At 30.5% G+C, this 17,241-nt stretch carries 13 protein-coding genes; 5 read left to right on the top strand and 8 right to left on the bottom strand.

All coding sequences use genetic code 11. The features are described from left to right. Positions 1 to 67 precede the first annotated feature (67 nt). Positions 68 to 1,837 carry an AMP-dependent synthetase/ligase gene (locus EYW44_RS00745; protein WP_132721394.1) on the top strand — a complete coding sequence of 590 codons (1,770 nt, stop codon included), beginning with the start codon at positions 68 to 70 and terminating at the stop codon, positions 1,835 to 1,837. Positions 1,838 to 2,024: 187 nt separating this feature from the next. Here EYW44_RS00745 and EYW44_RS22045 read toward each other — a convergent pair whose 3' ends face one another. The 3 genes from EYW44_RS22045 to ytxJ all read right to left on the bottom strand — a co-directional run bounded on the left by EYW44_RS22045 (position 2,025) and on the right by ytxJ (position 4,280). Continuing rightward, positions 2,025 to 2,183, bottom strand: a complete 159-nt coding sequence (locus EYW44_RS22045) for a hypothetical protein (RefSeq protein WP_165872125.1) — start codon at positions 2,181 to 2,183, stop codon at positions 2,025 to 2,027. 81 nt (positions 2,184 to 2,264) lie between these two features. Beyond that, on the bottom strand, positions 2,265 to 3,821 hold the full coding sequence (locus tag EYW44_RS00740) for a DEAD/DEAH box helicase (protein WP_132721392.1): 1,557 nt from the start codon (positions 3,819 to 3,821) through the stop codon (positions 2,265 to 2,267). A 54-nt stretch (positions 3,822 to 3,875) separates the two neighbouring features. Next, positions 3,876 to 4,280, bottom strand: coding sequence for a bacillithiol system redox-active protein YtxJ (ytxJ, locus tag EYW44_RS00735; protein ID WP_132721390.1), 405 nt, complete (start codon positions 4,278 to 4,280; stop codon positions 3,876 to 3,878). 162 nt (positions 4,281 to 4,442) lie between these two features. Between ytxJ and clpB the strand changes: the two genes are divergently transcribed. Continuing rightward, entirely contained in the window at positions 4,443 to 7,046 is a 2,604-nt protein-coding gene (clpB, locus tag EYW44_RS00730; protein ID WP_132721388.1) for an ATP-dependent chaperone ClpB, read from the top strand. Positions 7,047 to 7,125: 79 nt separating this feature from the next. Here clpB and EYW44_RS00725 read toward each other — a convergent pair whose 3' ends face one another. The 4 genes from EYW44_RS00725 to EYW44_RS00710 all read right to left on the bottom strand — a co-directional run bounded on the left by EYW44_RS00725 (position 7,126) and on the right by EYW44_RS00710 (position 12,925). Beyond that, positions 7,126 to 7,437, bottom strand: a complete 312-nt coding sequence (locus EYW44_RS00725) for a hypothetical protein (RefSeq protein ID WP_132721386.1) — start codon at positions 7,435 to 7,437, stop codon at positions 7,126 to 7,128. Positions 7,438 to 8,032: 595 nt separating this feature from the next. Further along, the gene (locus EYW44_RS00720) at positions 8,033 to 8,506 is read right to left on the bottom strand and encodes a nucleoside deaminase (protein ID WP_132721384.1); all 474 of its coding nucleotides are present in this window, start codon (positions 8,504 to 8,506) and stop codon (positions 8,033 to 8,035) included. 80 nt (positions 8,507 to 8,586) lie between these two features. Continuing rightward, a complete protein-coding gene (locus EYW44_RS00715) occupies positions 8,587 to 9,735 on the bottom strand; it encodes an NAD(P)/FAD-dependent oxidoreductase (RefSeq protein WP_165872124.1) in 1,149 nt (382 codons plus the stop codon). A gap of 1 nt (position 9,736) precedes the next feature. Continuing rightward, entirely contained in the window at positions 9,737 to 12,925 is a 3,189-nt protein-coding gene (locus EYW44_RS00710) for a LodA/GoxA family CTQ-dependent oxidase (RefSeq protein ID WP_207893727.1), read from the bottom strand. 188 nt (positions 12,926 to 13,113) lie between these two features. Here EYW44_RS00710 and EYW44_RS00705 point away from each other — a divergent pair, with 188 nt between their 5' ends. Next, positions 13,114 to 13,893, top strand: coding sequence for a hypothetical protein (locus tag EYW44_RS00705; protein WP_132721380.1), 780 nt, complete (start codon positions 13,114 to 13,116; stop codon positions 13,891 to 13,893). 80 nt (positions 13,894 to 13,973) lie between these two features. On the opposite strand, the gene fumC is transcribed toward EYW44_RS00705, so the two are convergent. Next, complete coding sequence (gene fumC, locus EYW44_RS00700) at positions 13,974 to 15,371, bottom strand: class II fumarate hydratase (RefSeq protein WP_132721378.1); 1,398 nt, start codon at positions 15,369 to 15,371, stop codon at positions 13,974 to 13,976. 365 nt (positions 15,372 to 15,736) lie between these two features. Here fumC and EYW44_RS22040 point away from each other — a divergent pair, with 365 nt between their 5' ends. Further along, on the top strand, positions 15,737 to 15,910 hold the full coding sequence (locus EYW44_RS22040) for a hypothetical protein (RefSeq protein ID WP_165872123.1): 174 nt from the start codon (positions 15,737 to 15,739) through the stop codon (positions 15,908 to 15,910). Positions 15,911 to 16,008: 98 nt separating this feature from the next. After that, positions 16,009 to 17,160 carry a class I SAM-dependent methyltransferase gene (locus EYW44_RS00695; RefSeq protein WP_132721376.1) on the top strand — a complete coding sequence of 384 codons (1,152 nt, stop codon included), beginning with the start codon at positions 16,009 to 16,011 and terminating at the stop codon, positions 17,158 to 17,160. The last annotated feature ends 81 nt before the right edge of the window (positions 17,161 to 17,241 follow it).

Raw genomic sequence — 17,241 nt, 5'->3', positions numbered from 1 at the left:
AAGCATAAACATTTTTTGTAGAAACAAGTAAATTTTTATATTTTGTGAGACACAAATTTAGGTATATATGTCGACTGAAATTAAACGTCTTTTTGATTTTCCTTATTATCAATTAGAGAACTTTAACTTGCAAAAATCTCTAGTAACTAATTATAATGGAAATTGGAAAGCTACTTCAACCCAAGAGTACATTGATAAAGCGAATGCAATTAGTAGAGGGTTACTTAGGTTAGGAGTTCAACCAAATGATAAAATAGCTATCATTTCAACGAATAACAGAACTGAATGGAATATTTGTGATATAGGAATATTACAAACAGGAGCTCAAAACGTTCCTATTTATCCTACTATTTCTAAAGAAGATTATGAGTACGTATTAAATCACTCAGAATCTACCTACTGTTTCGTATCTGACGAAACAATTCTTGAAAAATTAAATCAAATTAAAGGAAATACTAAATTAAAAGCTGTTTATACTTTTGATGAAATTTCAGGAGAAACAAACTGGAATGAAGTATTAACTTTAGGAGAAGATAAAAGTAACCAAGACGAAGTTGAAGCTAGAAAGAATGATGTAAAACCTGATGATTTAGCTACTTTAATTTACACTTCTGGAACCACTGGACGCCCAAAAGGTGTAATGTTGTCTCACAACAATATTGTTAGTAATGTATTAAGTAGTGGTAAAAGAGTACCTTTAATTCAAGGAAAAGAGAAAGCTTTAAGTTTTCTACCAGTATGTCACATTTTTGAAAGAATGATCTTATACTTATATCAGTATTGTGGTATTTCTATCTATTTTGCAGAAGCTATTGATAAATTAAGCGAAAACGCTCAAGAAATCAAGCCAAATGTAATGACTGCTGTTCCTAGATTATATGAAAAGATTTACGATAAAATTTACGCTAAAGGAACCGATTTAACCGGTATAAAGAAAAAATTATTTTTCTGGGCTATTGAATTAGGTTTAATATATGAGCCATACGGTGCTAACGGATGGTTATATGAGAAAAAACTGGCTATTGCTCGTAAGCTTATTTTCTCTAAATGGCAAGCTGCTTTAGGTGGTGAGCTAAAATTAATGGTATCTGGTTCTGCTGCTTTACAACCTCGTTTAGCGAGAGTATTTGCTGCTGCTGGAATGCCTGTTATGGAAGGTTATGGTTTAACCGAAACTTCTCCTGTAATTTCTGTAAACGATCAACGTGATGGTGGTTTTAAAATTGGTACTGTTGGTAGAATTATAGATGGTGTTGAAGTTAAGATTTCTGAAGAAGATGAAATTTTAGTAAAAGGACCAAATGTAATGATGGGTTACTACAAAGATCCTGAAAAAACTGCTCAAGTTTTAAAAGATGGCTATTTCCATACTGGAGATAAAGGTAAAATTGAAAATGGTTTCTTAAGCATTACTGGGCGTATTAAAGAAATGTTTAAAACTTCTGGTGGTAAATATGTGATACCTACATTATTAGAAGATAAATTAAAGCAATCACGATTTATAGAACAAATTATGGTTGTTGGAGAAGGTGAAAAAATGCCTACTGCTTTAATTCAACCTAATTTTGAATTTGTAAAAGAATGGGCGAAGCGTCACAATGTTGAAGTTGGTTCTCTTGCTGATATTGCTGCTAATCCTAAGGTAATAGAGCGTTTACAAGAAGAAGTTGACGAATGTAACTGTCATTTTGGTAAATGGGAACAAATCAAACGTTTTACATTAACTCCTGAAGAATGGACTATTGATGGTGGGCATTTAACTCCTACCATGAAAATGAAGCGTAAAATAATCAAAGAGATATATACTGATTTATACGAAAAAATGTACGATAGATAAGATACTAACTATTTATTGCAATCATAAATTTAAGGTTACCTTCAAAAAAAGGTAGCCTTTTTCTTTACTCTTATTCTTTACTTCATAAAAAATTATTCTCAAAAGAAACAATAATCATATTTATAATAAACAACATTTATAAAACACAAAAGGCTGCATTTTTAATAAATGCAGCCTTTTGTTTATTTTACCAACCCATACCGTCTGGGTATTCAAAACATATACATGGTGCTGAAGGCTCTGGCGCCGAACATGGATAATTACAAATTATCCCTCCATTAATAGTTTCTTGTTGATTTTTTGTTAACTCTTTAACATCCTTAGTTTTTAAGATTTTTCTTAACATTATTAAAAGTTTTTAAATTTATTTCCATTAAATATAAAAAACTTATTCATAAGTTATTGATTTTCAGAAAAACTTAACACTCTACTCTTCCTCTGGTGGTGGATGACCATGAATATCCTCATACACCTCATCAAAATTATTTCTTAAATATGAATTTAATTTCTTTTTGTAATCATCCTGTAACCAGTCTATAAAATTATGTGTAGACTTACAAATACATTTAGAATACCTATGAATTCTATCGTCAATATCTCCAGATAATTTTTTAGCTAAAATAATAGCATCAAAAACATCTTCACTATTTTCAATACACATTCTAGCATGATGTTCTATCGATTTTTCTAATACTTTTTTTGAACTCTGACCAGATTGTATAGTATCTATGTATACTTTTTTTACATCAAAGTACAAATTTTCTTCCTTCGTATTAGCAAACTCCTTTTTAACAGCTTCTGGCAATTCATATCTGAAAGTACTCTCTATATCTTCATCTGTTAATAGATTATCCAGATAAAAATTAGGAGCTCTAAACATTTTTTGCCAATCTAAATCAGCTCCCCAAGGACCAAATCTATGGAAGTTATTCCCTAAATCAATTACATTAAACTCATTTTTATTCTTATAAATACGAGAACCACGACCAATCATCTGATAATATAGTGTTAGCGATTTAGTTGCTCTATTTAAAATAATTGACTGAACTGAAGGTTCATCAAATCCGGTCGTTAAAATACTAACCGATGTTATAATTGCATTTGGTGTTTGATTAAACCACTTTAAAATAGCATCACGCTCTTTTTTAGTATTGGTATTATCTAAATGCGCAATAGGTAAACCTGCTCTTTTAAAAGTATCGTATACATATAAAGATGTATTAATACCATTATTAAAGATTAAGGTTTTAGTATTTTTTGCTCTTTCTTCATATGCTTGCAATAATTTTGAAAGCATATTTGTATTTGTATATAAATCTTCAGACGATTTAACAGTATAGTCTCCGTTAGCCCCAACTTCAAGAGAAGTTAAACCAACATTATAAGAATATACATTTGCTTTTGCTAAAAATTCATTATTAATTAATGTAGCAATACTCTCCCCTGCAATAAGCTCATCATAATTATCTTTCATTGGCATTTTGATGTTTGAACTCAAAGGAGTTGCTGTTACACCTAAAACGAAAGATTTATTAAAAAACTTAAATAATTTAGTAAATGAATTGTAATGCGCCTCATCAATAATTACTAAACCAACATCAGAGATATCTAAAATATCATCATTCAAACGGTTGTTTAAAGTTTCTACCATTGCTACAAAACAATCAAACTCACCTTGATCGTCTAAACTAGCCTTACTATCAATAATTTTATTTTCAACACCAAACTCACCTAACATTCTTGCTGTTTGCTTACATAATTCTATTCGGTGCGTCATTATAAGTACTTTCTTCTTATAATGTTTAAGATACTGACGCGTAATCTCAGAGAAAATTACCGTCTTCCCTCCTCCAGTTGGTAATTGATATAATAAATGATAATTTTCAGGGGCATTTTCAAAGCTCTTAAAAATCTTATATAAAGCCTCTTTTTGATAGTTATATAAACTTTTTCCTACCTTATTTTTTGTCTCACTGTTACTCAAAAGCCTAATTTTTGTAAAGTTCAAAAATACAACCTATTTGTAAAAGCATTGGTATTATTTTATGATTTTTTCAAGATCAATTCTAGTTATGTCATAATGAGAAGCATGAACTACAGCTTCACCTCTACTAACTAACAGTAATTGAGGAGATTGATGTAACACTTGAAAAACATAACCAACCTCATTTGAGACGTCTCTAAAGTTTAATAAATCTAAATAATATACATCAATTTTATCACTTACAGATTCAGGAAAATTACTATCAAAATTTTTAATTACAGATCTACTTATAGCACAACGAGTTGAATGCTTAAATATTGCAGCTGGTTTTATTTTTGATTTTTCTTTTATCTCTTTAATTTGTTCTATTGATCGTAACGGAATCCAATTCACATTCGATTTTTGTTCTTTTTTATCTTCCTTTTCTGTTTTTCTAAACATATTTCCAAAAATACCCATACAAATGTTTTTAATTATTTCTGTAGTCGATAAACTACCTGTTTTCTTTCAATAAGACAAAAAGACATTGAAAAACAGTCTAAAAAAGACAAAATGACGGTTTTTTATCACTATTTTCAATTGGTATTGATTTTGCCATAAAGCAAATAAAAAAATAAAAAAATGAATTTTAATAACTTCACTATAAAATCTCAGGAAGCAATTCAACTTTCGCAACAAATAACTCAAGAGTATGGACATAATCAAATAGAAAATGAACATATTTTTAAGGCTTTATTTCAAGTAGATGAAAATGTTTTACCATTCATCTTAAAAAAATTAAATGTAAATATTGATTTGGTAAAACAAGTATTAGACAAACAACTAAATAGTTTTGCTAAAGTTAGTGGTGCGGAAATAATGCTATCTAGAGAAACGAATAAAACGTTAAATGATGCTTCTATTTTAGCTAAAAAAATGGAAGATGAGTATGTTTCTGTAGAACATTTAATATTAGCTATTTTTAACTCTAAAAGTCAAATAGCACAACTTTTAAAAGATCAAGGAATTAAAGAAAAAACCTTAAAAGCGGCTATTGATGAACTTAGAAAAGGAAACAGAGTTACTTCTCAAAGTGCAGAAGAATCATATAACTCTTTAAATAAGTATGCTAAAAATTTAAACAAGTTAGCACAAGACGGAAAATTAGATCCAGTTATTGGTAGAGATGAAGAAATCAGACGATTATTACAAATTTTATCTCGTAGAACTAAAAACAACCCGATATTAGTTGGTGAACCTGGAACAGGTAAAACAGCTATTGCAGAAGGTTTAGCACACAGAATAATTCGCGGAGATGTTCCTGAAAACTTGAAAGATAAACTAATTTTTTCTTTAGATATGGGAGCTCTAATTGCTGGTGCTAAATTTAAAGGAGAATTTGAAGAGCGCTTAAAAGCTGTTGTAAAAGAGGTTACTGCTTCTGAAGGCGATTTGGTTTTATTTATAGATGAAATTCACACCTTAGTTGGAGCTGGTGGCGGACAAGGTGCAATGGATGCTGCAAATATTTTAAAACCTGCCTTAGCCCGTGGAGAACTACGTGCAATTGGTGCTACTACACTAGATGAATATCAAAAATACTTTGAAAAAGACAAAGCTTTAGAGCGTCGTTTTCAAAAAGTAATGGTAGACGAACCTGATACAGAAAGTGCTATTTCAATTTTACGTGGAATTAAAGAGAAATATGAAACTCATCATAAAGTTAGAATTAAAGATGAAGCTATTATTGGGGCTGTTGAACTTTCTCAACGTTACATTACTAGTCGATTTTTACCAGACAAAGCTATTGATTTGATGGATGAGGCAGCTGCTAAATTAAGAATGGAAATTAACTCAAAACCAGAAGATTTAGATGTTTTAGATAGAAAAATAATGCAACTTGAAATTGAAATAGAAGCCATTAAAAGAGAAAATGACGTTGTAAAATTAAAAGCTTTAAATGCTGATTTAGCTAATTTAAAAGATGATCGTAATGAAATTAATGCAAAATGGCAATCTGAAAAAAGTGTTGTAGACGCTGTACAGTCTTTAAAAACAGATATAGAAAATTTTAAACTAGAAGCAGAAAAAGCAGAACGTAATGGTGATTATGGTAAGGTTGCCGAACTACGTTATGGTAAAATTAAAGAAGCGCAAGAAGCTTTAGAAAAGCAGCAAACAATATTAGCTAATCAAGACGAAAACTCTCTTATTAAAGAAGAAGTTACCTATGATGATATTGCTGAAGTGGTTGCTAAATGGACAGGAATACCTGTTACTAAAATGCTACAATCGGAACGTGAAAAGTTACTTCGCTTAGAAGACGAATTACATAAACGTGTTGTTGGTCAGGAAGAAGCTATTGAAGCTGTTTCAGATGCGGTAAGAAGATCAAGAGCTGGTTTACAAAATCCTAACAAACCTATTGGTTCATTCTTATTTTTAGGAACTACAGGTGTTGGTAAAACTGAATTAGCTAAAGCATTGGCTTCTTATTTATTTGATGATGAAAATGCGATGACTCGTATTGATATGAGTGAATACCAAGAACGTCATTCTGTAAGTAGATTAGTAGGTGCCCCTCCTGGATATGTTGGTTATGATGAAGGTGGACAACTTACCGAAGCTGTTAGAAGAAAGCCTTATTCCGTTATATTACTAGATGAAATTGAAAAAGCACATCCTGATACTTTTAATATATTATTACAAGTGTTAGATGAAGGTAGATTAACTGACAATAAAGGACGTGTTGCAGATTTTAAAAACGCTATAATTATCATGACTTCTAACATGGGAAGTCATATAATTCAAGAGAAATTTGAAAACATGAAAGGGGACATCGATACAACTATGGACTTAGCTAAAGGTGAAATTTTAGGGTTGCTAAAACAAACGGTACGTCCTGAATTTTTAAATAGAATTGATGATATTATTATGTTTACTCCACTATCAGAAAATAACATAAAGAGTATTGTTTCACTACAATTAAATAGCGTTAAAAAAATAGTAGCAGAACAAAATATCACTTTAGATGCTACACAAGAAGCGATTAAATATTTATCTAAAAAAGGATATCAGCCTGAGTTTGGAGCCAGACCAGTTAAACGTGTGATTCAAAAAGAAGTTTTAAACTTACTTTCTAAAGAAATTCTTGCAGGTAAAGTAACTAATGATAGTGTTATTTTATTAGATGCTTTTGATGATAAGCTAGTTTTTAGAAAACCTGCTAGTGACGAAGAAGAATAGTTTATAAATACATAGGATTGGTTAATTAGTTAGAAAGCTGACTGAGAATTTTAAACATTTTCAGTCAGTTTTTCTTGTATTACAAGACACTTGAAAGTCGAGCTATAAATGTTTCTGAGACAAAACTGACAACAAATCCCATCGCAACTATTGACAGTATTCCTATTAATAAATTTTTAACCAATTGGTTTTTTCTTTCTTTAACTGCATCAATCTTTATCTTTTCTAAAAGTTCTGGAGATGCTTTCTTTGTTATTATAACTCTTGATTTTTTTCTTCTTTTTTCTTTTAAAATATCCTTTCTCTGAAAAAGATTTTTTCTCTCCTTTCTAACTGAATTGTTTTTTAATGAATTTGCTGCACCTTGTGCGCTCATACCAGCTCCTACCATAACTTAATTTTTTATTTTATTAGTAGCAGTGTAAATGGTATTGTTACAAAAAAAATAAAAGACAGTTTAAAAAAACTGTCTTTTATTTTTTAATTAGAGACTGATTTTGAAAGTTAAAGCACACAACTTCCAAAATCGTTTCTTTATGTTAAAATTGCGTATTCTTTTTTTAGATAAGAGGTAAACTCTTAAAATGATTGATCATCAAAAAAGCTAAAGCTACCATTACAACTGTAGTTATAGCTGCATACTTAACATAATAGAGGATTCTAGTGGTTTTCATAATCTATTTTTAAAAATTAAAAAAAAATTTAAAATGGTCTAATAATAACCGATTCAAAATTTAAATTGTTATAATCTATTTCATTTTTTGCGGTGCAAATATATGGATTTTACAATATAAATTCGTTTTCATAGTATACTATTTCAACCCCGTTCTACATTTAATACATTTTAAACTAAAAATACCCTACGTTATTTTAATAAAAAATTAATTTTTAATGTAAAAACATTCTCTTTCACAAAAAAATAAGGTGAATAACTAATACTATTTATTAGTTATTCACCTTATTTTTAATCTGTTTTAATCTCAGTACTAATACTCTATTTTATCATCTTTTTCAGACCATTTCTGAAAAGGTTCTAAAGCAATATCTCTACCTACTTGTTCAAAAGGAATACTTCTTTTTTCATATGGTAATGGTATTTCTTTATAAATGAACTCGTCGTCAAATCCTATGTTTGCGGCATCTACTTGATTACTTCCGTAGTAAACCTTATCAGGACGCGCCCAATAAATAGCTCCTAAACACATTGGACATGGTTCACATGAAGTGTAAACAACACAACCATCTAATTGAAATGAACCTAAATTTTTACACGCATCTCTAATTGCTGTTACTTCCGCATGAGCTGTAGGATCATTCGTAGATGTAACTTTATTATTACCCCTACCAACAATTTCACCATCTTTTACAATGATACAACCAAAAGGACCTCCCTCATTGTTTCTCATACCTTTTAAAGCTGCCTTAACAGCTTCACTCATATACTCTTCGTGTTTACTCATGGTTTTTATTTTAAATATAAAAAAAGGACGGCAAAAGTAGGTTATTTCTTTAAAAAAATTAGTGTTGATGAATTATTATTTTACAAAGCAAATTCATTTTTTAAAACTCCTACCTGTCTTCTTTTCCAAAAAATTGCATCTTTCCAACGAGATTCTGCCCCATAGAATAAATCTTTATGCTTTACATAATGTTTCCAAATAGAATTAATTTGTGAGGTATACACCTCAGAAAATCGATAAACTTTAGCAATATCATATTCTTTTATAAAATTAAAATGCTTTAATAATTCTGTAACTTGCATTGCACATGCCATTGCATTAAACATTCCTTGAGATGATAATGGATCAAAACTAATAGCTGCATCGCCTAAAACCAACCATTGCTTACCTGCAACTTTATCTAATTTTGTCGAATTAGCACTCACTGTTCCATGAAACTGAAGCTGATCAATGGCTTTTTCTACATATGAATAAATCCGTTTATTCTTCTTTATCAATTCTAAAAAAGAGTCTATATTTTTAAAAATACTTTTTTCAAACAGATCAGCATCTGTTTGATACGATAATACTCTTTGATTATTTGGCAATACCGCAGTATACCACCAACCATTTTCATCTGAAACAATCGTACTCATAGCATTCTCTTCTTTATTAGGAAGTGTTATCCAACAAGAAATCAATGCATCTAATGAAGTTCGTTTAATTTGTAAACTCTTTGCAAAATGAGCACTACGCCCTGTGGCATCAATTACAAAATCTGCATTAAAAATAGTTGTTGTTCTATTTTTTAAATCATCAGACTTACAAGTAACTTTCCATAAATTATCTTCAAAAATACTGTTAAAAAAACGAAGTCCCCAACAACAAGTGACTCCTTTCTCTATTGCTTTATCTCTTAAATAAACCTCAAACTTTTTTCGATCTAAACTTTTAGAAAACCCATCAGGGTTTCTTAAATGATCTACAATTTGAACGCTATCATTACCCCAATAAGATTGCATTCCTAAATTATTTATAAACAAAGATTTTTGTGTTTCTTCATCAGGCAGTAATTGTAACTTATTAAGTATACGTTGAGCTGCAGGAGCCAAAGACTCCCCTACTTTATCAGCAGGAAGAGCTAGTTTATCCACAACCGTAACCTTAAAACTATCTGCTAAAGAAATGGCAGCAATGCAACCTGCAATGCCGCCACCTATAATTAATATTTCAGTTTTATAATTATTCAATTTATTTAGGAATATATCTTGTAAAACGTGTCATTTTCTCTGGAATACCAACTTCTTTTAATTTTGTTTCTGGATGTTGTAATGAAGTGGATTTGTTTATTTGATGCATCTTAGATGCTATTAAACTTACCAGATTTTTTACATTTTTAGTTTCATAATTATCTTTAATTAACTCATGTTCTATTAACTCTAGTAAATGATCTTTGGTACTCTCTAATAAAAACTGCTCATTTAATAAATGTTCCTCTGATAATTTTTGCAACGTAACATCTAATAATTTTTGAGAAGCTTCATCAAATTTATCATTATCGCTTAAAATATGTTCAAGTTCATGCTTAGTTAAAGCTAAAAGTGCTTCTTCTTGCTCTTTTGTAGGTGCAATACCAACTTGCATTTCTTTTGGAAAATTAGTATCATTTGCAACTCCTGGACGCTTTTGTACAACTGCTAACTTGTCAAAATATTTAATCATACAGTTAATTTGATTTGTGTAAGTTGGAGCCTCTCCATCTAATGGTAAATCACCTAACCAATCTGCTCTACTAGCAAAAGCTTCCATTCTTGTTTCTTCAGATAAATTGGTATCCAAAGTTTGTTCGTACCTTTTCTCATCTAAGATATTGTTAGGAACTCTTGCTGGCCAAAATGTAGGTAAATACGGATCATACTCTGTAGTATAACCATCTCTACAACTTGCAGTATCTGTTTGCCACGGAATAGCCATCCAACGAGTAATACCTCCTGCAACTTGTCCTCCTAAAATAGGACCTTTAGCTAAAGGAAGTATGTCATTATTCATTGTAGGCCCATAATAAATAGCATTTACTGGAGGCGTTTTAGGCGCATGTTTTACTCTAAAAGGTGCCATATACATACCTGATGAACGCATAGGCCAAGTCATTTCACAACCAGGATGAAAAGCATCTGCTAAACAAAAATCCATAGCTGCTTTAGTCAACATATCTGGCTGTTCTGAAACTGGTAAATCATCGATTCCTTTAGGTTCTGGTTTAAAAGGACATCCTTCTCTATCAATATAATCTGCATCAAAATCACCAGTTACCCACTGATCTAAAAATGATAATTGTAAATCGGATAACGTAGCATTTTGACGAACAGAACCTGTAGAAGGAATACTAATAGCATCTCCATACAACCAAGGCCATAATTGAGGTGCTGTAGCCCCTTTTACATCTATTCTTCTAAAATTATTAGAAATAGTTCTTCTCATTTCAAGAAAAGCTGGTGATGGATTGCCTAATTTCTTAATCCATTCACTTGTTGTGTAATTAAACTGACCTCCAAAACCGAAACCTCCTGCAAAACCAGCATTCACCCATTGTAAATCGGTCATGCGTTGAAAGATTGGTAAAATATCTTTGGTAAAAGAAGGACGTATTGGACGTGCTAACATTCCTGATTTTACAGCAACATCACGCATTAAATCCCACATAGTACGTACAGATTTCTGCATAGGTGCATAATCTGGTGGCGCACAAACCACCCACGCAGGATCTACTTTTAATTTTACTCCTTGATACTCTACTTCTGCTGTTACAGGTCCATCAGAAGTATCATCATACCATCCTTCATTATTGGCAAAAGTAATGGCTATATCTCCATTTATATTTTCTGATTTACCATGACCTCCTAACATTATTAAGCGACCTTTTTCATCGGTACGCATTTCTCCTAGATACACTTTTTCTGATAAAAATTCACCTTCAAATCGAGGTCCATTAACTACACTAGTACCTGAAATAGATTGCGCTTTTCCATCAATTAAAAGAGAACTTCTATCACCAACATTAATATTTCTCAAAAAAGAAGGAGGAGCATCTGCTGCTTCAGGAATATCTAATGCTAACTGAAATTGATACCAAGATGCTTTTTGATTTGCTAAATGACTATGCCAAGTTATAATTGCATTATCTGCTGTTAGTTCTTTAACCGCTTTACCAGCTGCATTAAAACCATAAATCCTAAACTGTGCCGCTTGTCTTTTTAAAGCACCTACTGAATCTCTATAAGCATATGGATCTTCTTTTGCCACTGGATCATCAACTAAAGGACCTAAAAAATAATCATTTTGACTATTACCAACTCTCATCACTCCAATAGGCGGATAAATACCTGCAGTAACAATACAATCATCATCTTCATCTGTATTTCCTTCAAATTTTGGACTTCTTTCTTTTGGTTCTTGCAGTTGTTGTCCGTTTGCTTGATGACGAGCTTCTGCACTTGCTGCATACACTACTTTTCTTACAGCTGCAATAGATCCTAATGGCTCGTGCTCTGGTAAAGTCCTCCAAATATTAAAGGCTAAATTAGTTCCAAACTCTGCTTGTCCAATACTCGCAACATCTTGCTGAGGAAGATGAAGTTTTGCAATACATATATATGGACTTTCTTCTTCACTCCATACCACCTGAGCATCATCTAAAGGCATTGTTTGATCATTGGTTCTCAACTGAATCTCAAACCTAAAAGTCGCTTCTTGTTTTAATAATCTTCTTTCTAAATCAATTGCCAAATAATTGTTCTCATCAAAAGGCACTCCTTGATAAGCATCTTCTGGTACCAATCGATATTTTACAATTTGATTATCACCCAATTTAAAAGGTAAAATTGCCCAATAATTAGCACTTAAAACACTACCTTCTTCCTTAGTCATTGCTTTTAAAATGCCAGCAAGTTCAGGATGTTTATCAATATATGAATCGTAATCTCTATCTATAACTCCTGCTGTGGTAAAACTACACATCTGTTTGGCATCACTTGCAAAAAAACGATCTATGTTTTGAAAAATAAAATCTGCATTGGTTCCTTCTCCTAACAACTTAGGACCTTCAACTCCAAACAATTTTAAACCTACTCCTAAAGTAGAATGCAAATCTGGAGAAGTTGGCGAGGTATCACTAGAAAAACGAACAGCACATTCATAAGAATTTCCTGAAAAAATCCCTAGTTTAAATTTATCGTCAATATCTTTATTAATTACAAAATTTCCATAAGCAATTCCGTGCTGCTTTCTAAAAACTGCTCTTTCTGCTGGTTGTTGTCCTTTTTCAATTCGAGTTTTTTGTCCCATTTCTACAAACATTTCTTTTAAACGTTTGGTTATAGTTTCAATATTGCTATCACAATTCCAGCATGAAGATGATTGTTCTTTTGAAGATTTAGTCATTTTAAATTTATTTTTTAGATAGTTAGGTTATTCCTATCTAAAAATAATTAATTAATCATTTCATTATTTTTTAAAAATCATGAGCGTTTTATTTTTAGGCATGAAGCACTTAAAATGTCTATTAACTGTAAAGAAATAACTATTACTAAGATTTTGATATTCATTTATATTTTAATTATTTTGCGTTTATGGTAAATCCGTACGATGACATATTTGGAAATAATGAAAAAGAAAATACAAAAGAGCAATCTAAAACGAAAAAGATTTCAGAATTAGAAATTAATCACGATATTCAGTTTGTTACTAATGGAAAAGAATTATTAGATGAAGTTTTAGATAATATTGAATTATTTAACACACAAGTTGAGCCTTTCTCTCAACTATTAACTTTAACAAGTGCCATAGACCACAAAGTAACTAAAAACATTTTTAGTTTATTTATAATAGCAAATGATCCTCACGACCAAAAGAGTTTAAAAAAGGAGCGTATATATTACAACTTATTAAAACAAAAGTTCAGTTCCATTATTTTACCAATGTCGGAATTAGCTAAAATACATTTGCAAACTGTTATACAATTTAATAATGATATAGGAAATGATTATTATTCAGTTGAAAAAACAGATAAAAAAGTAAAGCTCGATAAATTAGAAGTTATGGAAGCTATTAACAGACAAAGAAGGATTTTAGGAAATGCTGCTAGTGATTTAGAAATTCTAAAAGATGGAATAGAAAAAACAGAAAGTCGTATAAAAAAATATATCAACGTAGGAGGAATTGACAACATTTCTAGAGCTGAATATGAAGTTATAACTCAAAAAACTTCTAAATTAATATCTGGTCAAAACCATAAATTTGATTATACCTTTTTTAATATTAATATATTTGATAAAACGGCAATTACTTTAGGTGTTTATATGAAAAAAACGACATCTCAATATTTAGACAAACTAAAAGAAGTTTTTTAAAACACAGGTATTGTGTAGTAAAAAAAAAGCTGTAAGCCAATCACTTACAACTTTTTAAAACTCTTATTTTATCTGAATATTTATTTTAAACTTCCAGTCATATCTACTGGCTTAACCCAAGCGTCATACTCTTCTGCCGTAACATAACCTAAATTTACTGCTTCTTCTTTTAATGTTGTACCATTTGCATGTGCAGTATTAGCAATTTCAGCTGCCTTATAATATCCTATTTTAGTATTTAAAGCTGTCACTAACATTAATGAGTTATTTACTAATTCATTAATTCTTCCGTGGTTTGGTTCTATACCAGCCGCACAATTTTCATCAAACGATTTACATGCATCTCCAATTAATTGCGCAGATTGTAAAACATTTGCTGCCATCATTGGTTTAAATACATTTAATTCGTAGTGACCTTGTGTTCCTCCAACAGTTACTGCTACATCATTCCCCATAACTTGTGCACAAACCATAGTAATAGCTTCTGCTTGTGTTGGGTTAACTTTACCTGGCATAATTGAAGAACCTGGCTCGTTTGCAGGAATAATTAATTCTCCAATACCTGAACGAGGACCTGAAGCCATTAAACGAATATCATTTGCTATTTTATTTAAAGAAACAGCTAATTGTTTTAATGCTGCGTGTGTTTCAACTAAAGCATCGTGTGCTGCTAAAGCCTCAAATTTATTCTCTGCAGTTATAAAAGGTAAACCTGTAAAGTCTGCAATATATTTAGCTACTAACACATCATAACCAGCAGGAGTGTTTAATCCTGTTCCTACAGCTGTTCCTCCTAATGCTAATTGACTTAAATGTGCTAATGAATTTTTTAATGCTTTTAAACCGAAGTTTAATTGAGCTACATAACCAGAAAACTCTTGACCTAAAGTTAATGGAGTTGCATCCATTAAGTGTGTACGTCCAATTTTTACAACATCTTTAAATGCTTCTGATTTTGCTTGTAATGTATCACGTAATTGTTCAACACCTGGAATAGTAACTTCTACTACTTTTTTGTAAGCAGCAATATGCATTCCTGTTGGAAAAGTATCATTTGACGATTGAGATTTGTTTACATCATCATTTGGTTGAATCGTTTTCTCTCCCTCACCTATTTTTTTCCCAGCAATCTCATGGGCTCTGTTTGCAACAACCTCATTTACATTCATGTTACTTTGCGTACCAGAACCAGTTTGCCATATAACTAATGGAAATTGATCATCGTGTTTACCTGCTAAAATTTCATCACAAACCTGAGCAATTAAATCACGTTTTTCTTCAGCTAACACTCCTAATTCTGCATTTGTATAAGCAGCTGCTTTTTTTAAGTAAGCAAATCCATATACTACTTCTAAAGGCATTGTTCCTGCAGGACCAATTTTAAAATTATTACGAGAACGTTCAGTTTGTGCTCCCCAATACTTATCAGCAGGTACTTTTACCTCACCCATCGTGTCTTTCTCGATTCTATATTCCATTTGTTGTATTATTGTTTTATATAGTTTTCAAATTTAATAAAACTACAAGAATTGACGTTGCAAATACTTACTGAAAGTTGAAAGATTTTTATTTTGTTAACAAACTTATAACGACAAGAATAAATACCGATTTCTTCTATTTTTGTTTTTTAAAAGTAATCTTTACTTAAAAGAAAGCTAATTAAACTTTTAAAAAACAAAAACTTACTACCTATTTAACACAAAAACTTAATACTTTTAATAATATATAATCAAATGTAAATAATCTAGACTCCTTTTAAACAAAAAATATTTACAGCAAAACCCTTACAAAAAGAAAAATAAATTCTATTTTTGCAGACAAGTAATTTTACAAAGAAAGACAGATGTTAAATTTTTCAGAATTTTCAGGATTAGTATTATTTATGTTCATATTTACAACTGGTTTTTGGTTGTTAATATTCTTGTTAACGTTTGTAGTTCCTTATTGGATTGGTGGAACAATCTGGGAAAATTTAAAGTTAAAAAGAGAAGCTAAAAAAGCAGCAGAAGGTAAATAATAGTTTTTTTAAAAACTAATCAACAATATAAATCAAAAGGCTCACATTTAAATGTGAGCCTTTTGATTTTTTCATCTTTTTCAAAGTATATTTGCAACATGAATGCATTAGAGCCACTATTCGATACGCTAAAACAAAGTATTGAAGATAATAATTTTGTTAAACTTACTCTTAGTAAAGTAATTAGCAAAAGTTTTAAATTACAAAATGTTTATGTTCGATTTGTAAAAATTAAAAACGAAGATTTTTTTCAGTTTACTTACAGACATAATACATATGATGAAACTAAAAACTTCAAACTAGAAGATTGTATTATCGAACTAGAAAATCTATTGTTACAAAAGTTTAAAGCAGCTACTCTTTTTACTTTAGAAAAAGATTTTTTAGTGTTTGTTTCCAAGAAGAAAAAAATAAGCTTTAAAGAAAACCCTCCGAGTTTTAAAAATAAACTTCCAGAAGTACACGATAAGCCAAAAGAAAAAAGGGCTCAACTTGGAAAGTACTTACATTTTTTAGGCATTACAGATGTTAATAACAATGTAATTCCTAAAATGGCTGATAAATACCGTCAAATAAATAAGTATTTAGAAATTATTGAAGGTTTATTATCTTCTGTAGATACCAATAAACAATTACAAATTGTTGATATGGGGTCTGGAAAAGGGTATTTAACTTTTGCTTTGTATGATTATTTAGTAAACATTAAAAAATACAATGTTACTGTTACTGGTATTGAATTAAGAGAGTATTTAGTTGATTATTGTAATGATATTGCTAAAAAATGTGAGTTTAACGACTTGAACTTTATAGCACAATCTATTCAAGAATATGATAATGACAAAATAGATATTTTAATCGCACTTCACGCTTGCGACACTGCTACTGACGATGCTATTTACAAAGGTTTAGTGGCTAAATCTGAATTAATTATTTGCGCTCCTTGCTGTCATAAACAAGTTCGTCAACAAGTTAAAGGAAAAGAGCAAGAAAGTCCTTTATTGAAATTCGGAATCTTTAAAGAGCGTCAGTTTGAAATGATTACAGATACTATTAGATCTTTAATTTTAGAGAAGTTTAATTACAACACCAAAGTTTTTGAGTTTATAAGCAATGAACATACTCGAAAAAACGTAATGTTAATTGGTAGTAGATCAAAAAAGAAGAAAGATATAGAAGCTATTGATAAAAAAATAGAGAGTTTAAAAGAAATGTATCATATAGATCATCATTATTTAGAAACACTATTGTAGTTTTTACCAATAACAAAAAGATATTTTTAAAGCTAGAAACTTGGAGACTTCTTCAAGCTTCTAGCTTTTAACTTTCAATTT

It is taken from the genome of Tenacibaculum sp. M341 (assembly GCF_004337695.1).
Taxonomy (GTDB): Bacteria; Bacteroidota; Bacteroidia; order Flavobacteriales; family Flavobacteriaceae; genus Polaribacter.
The sequence above is the reverse complement of the archived record's forward strand: the minus strand, read 5'-3'. Positions and strand labels throughout refer to the sequence as shown.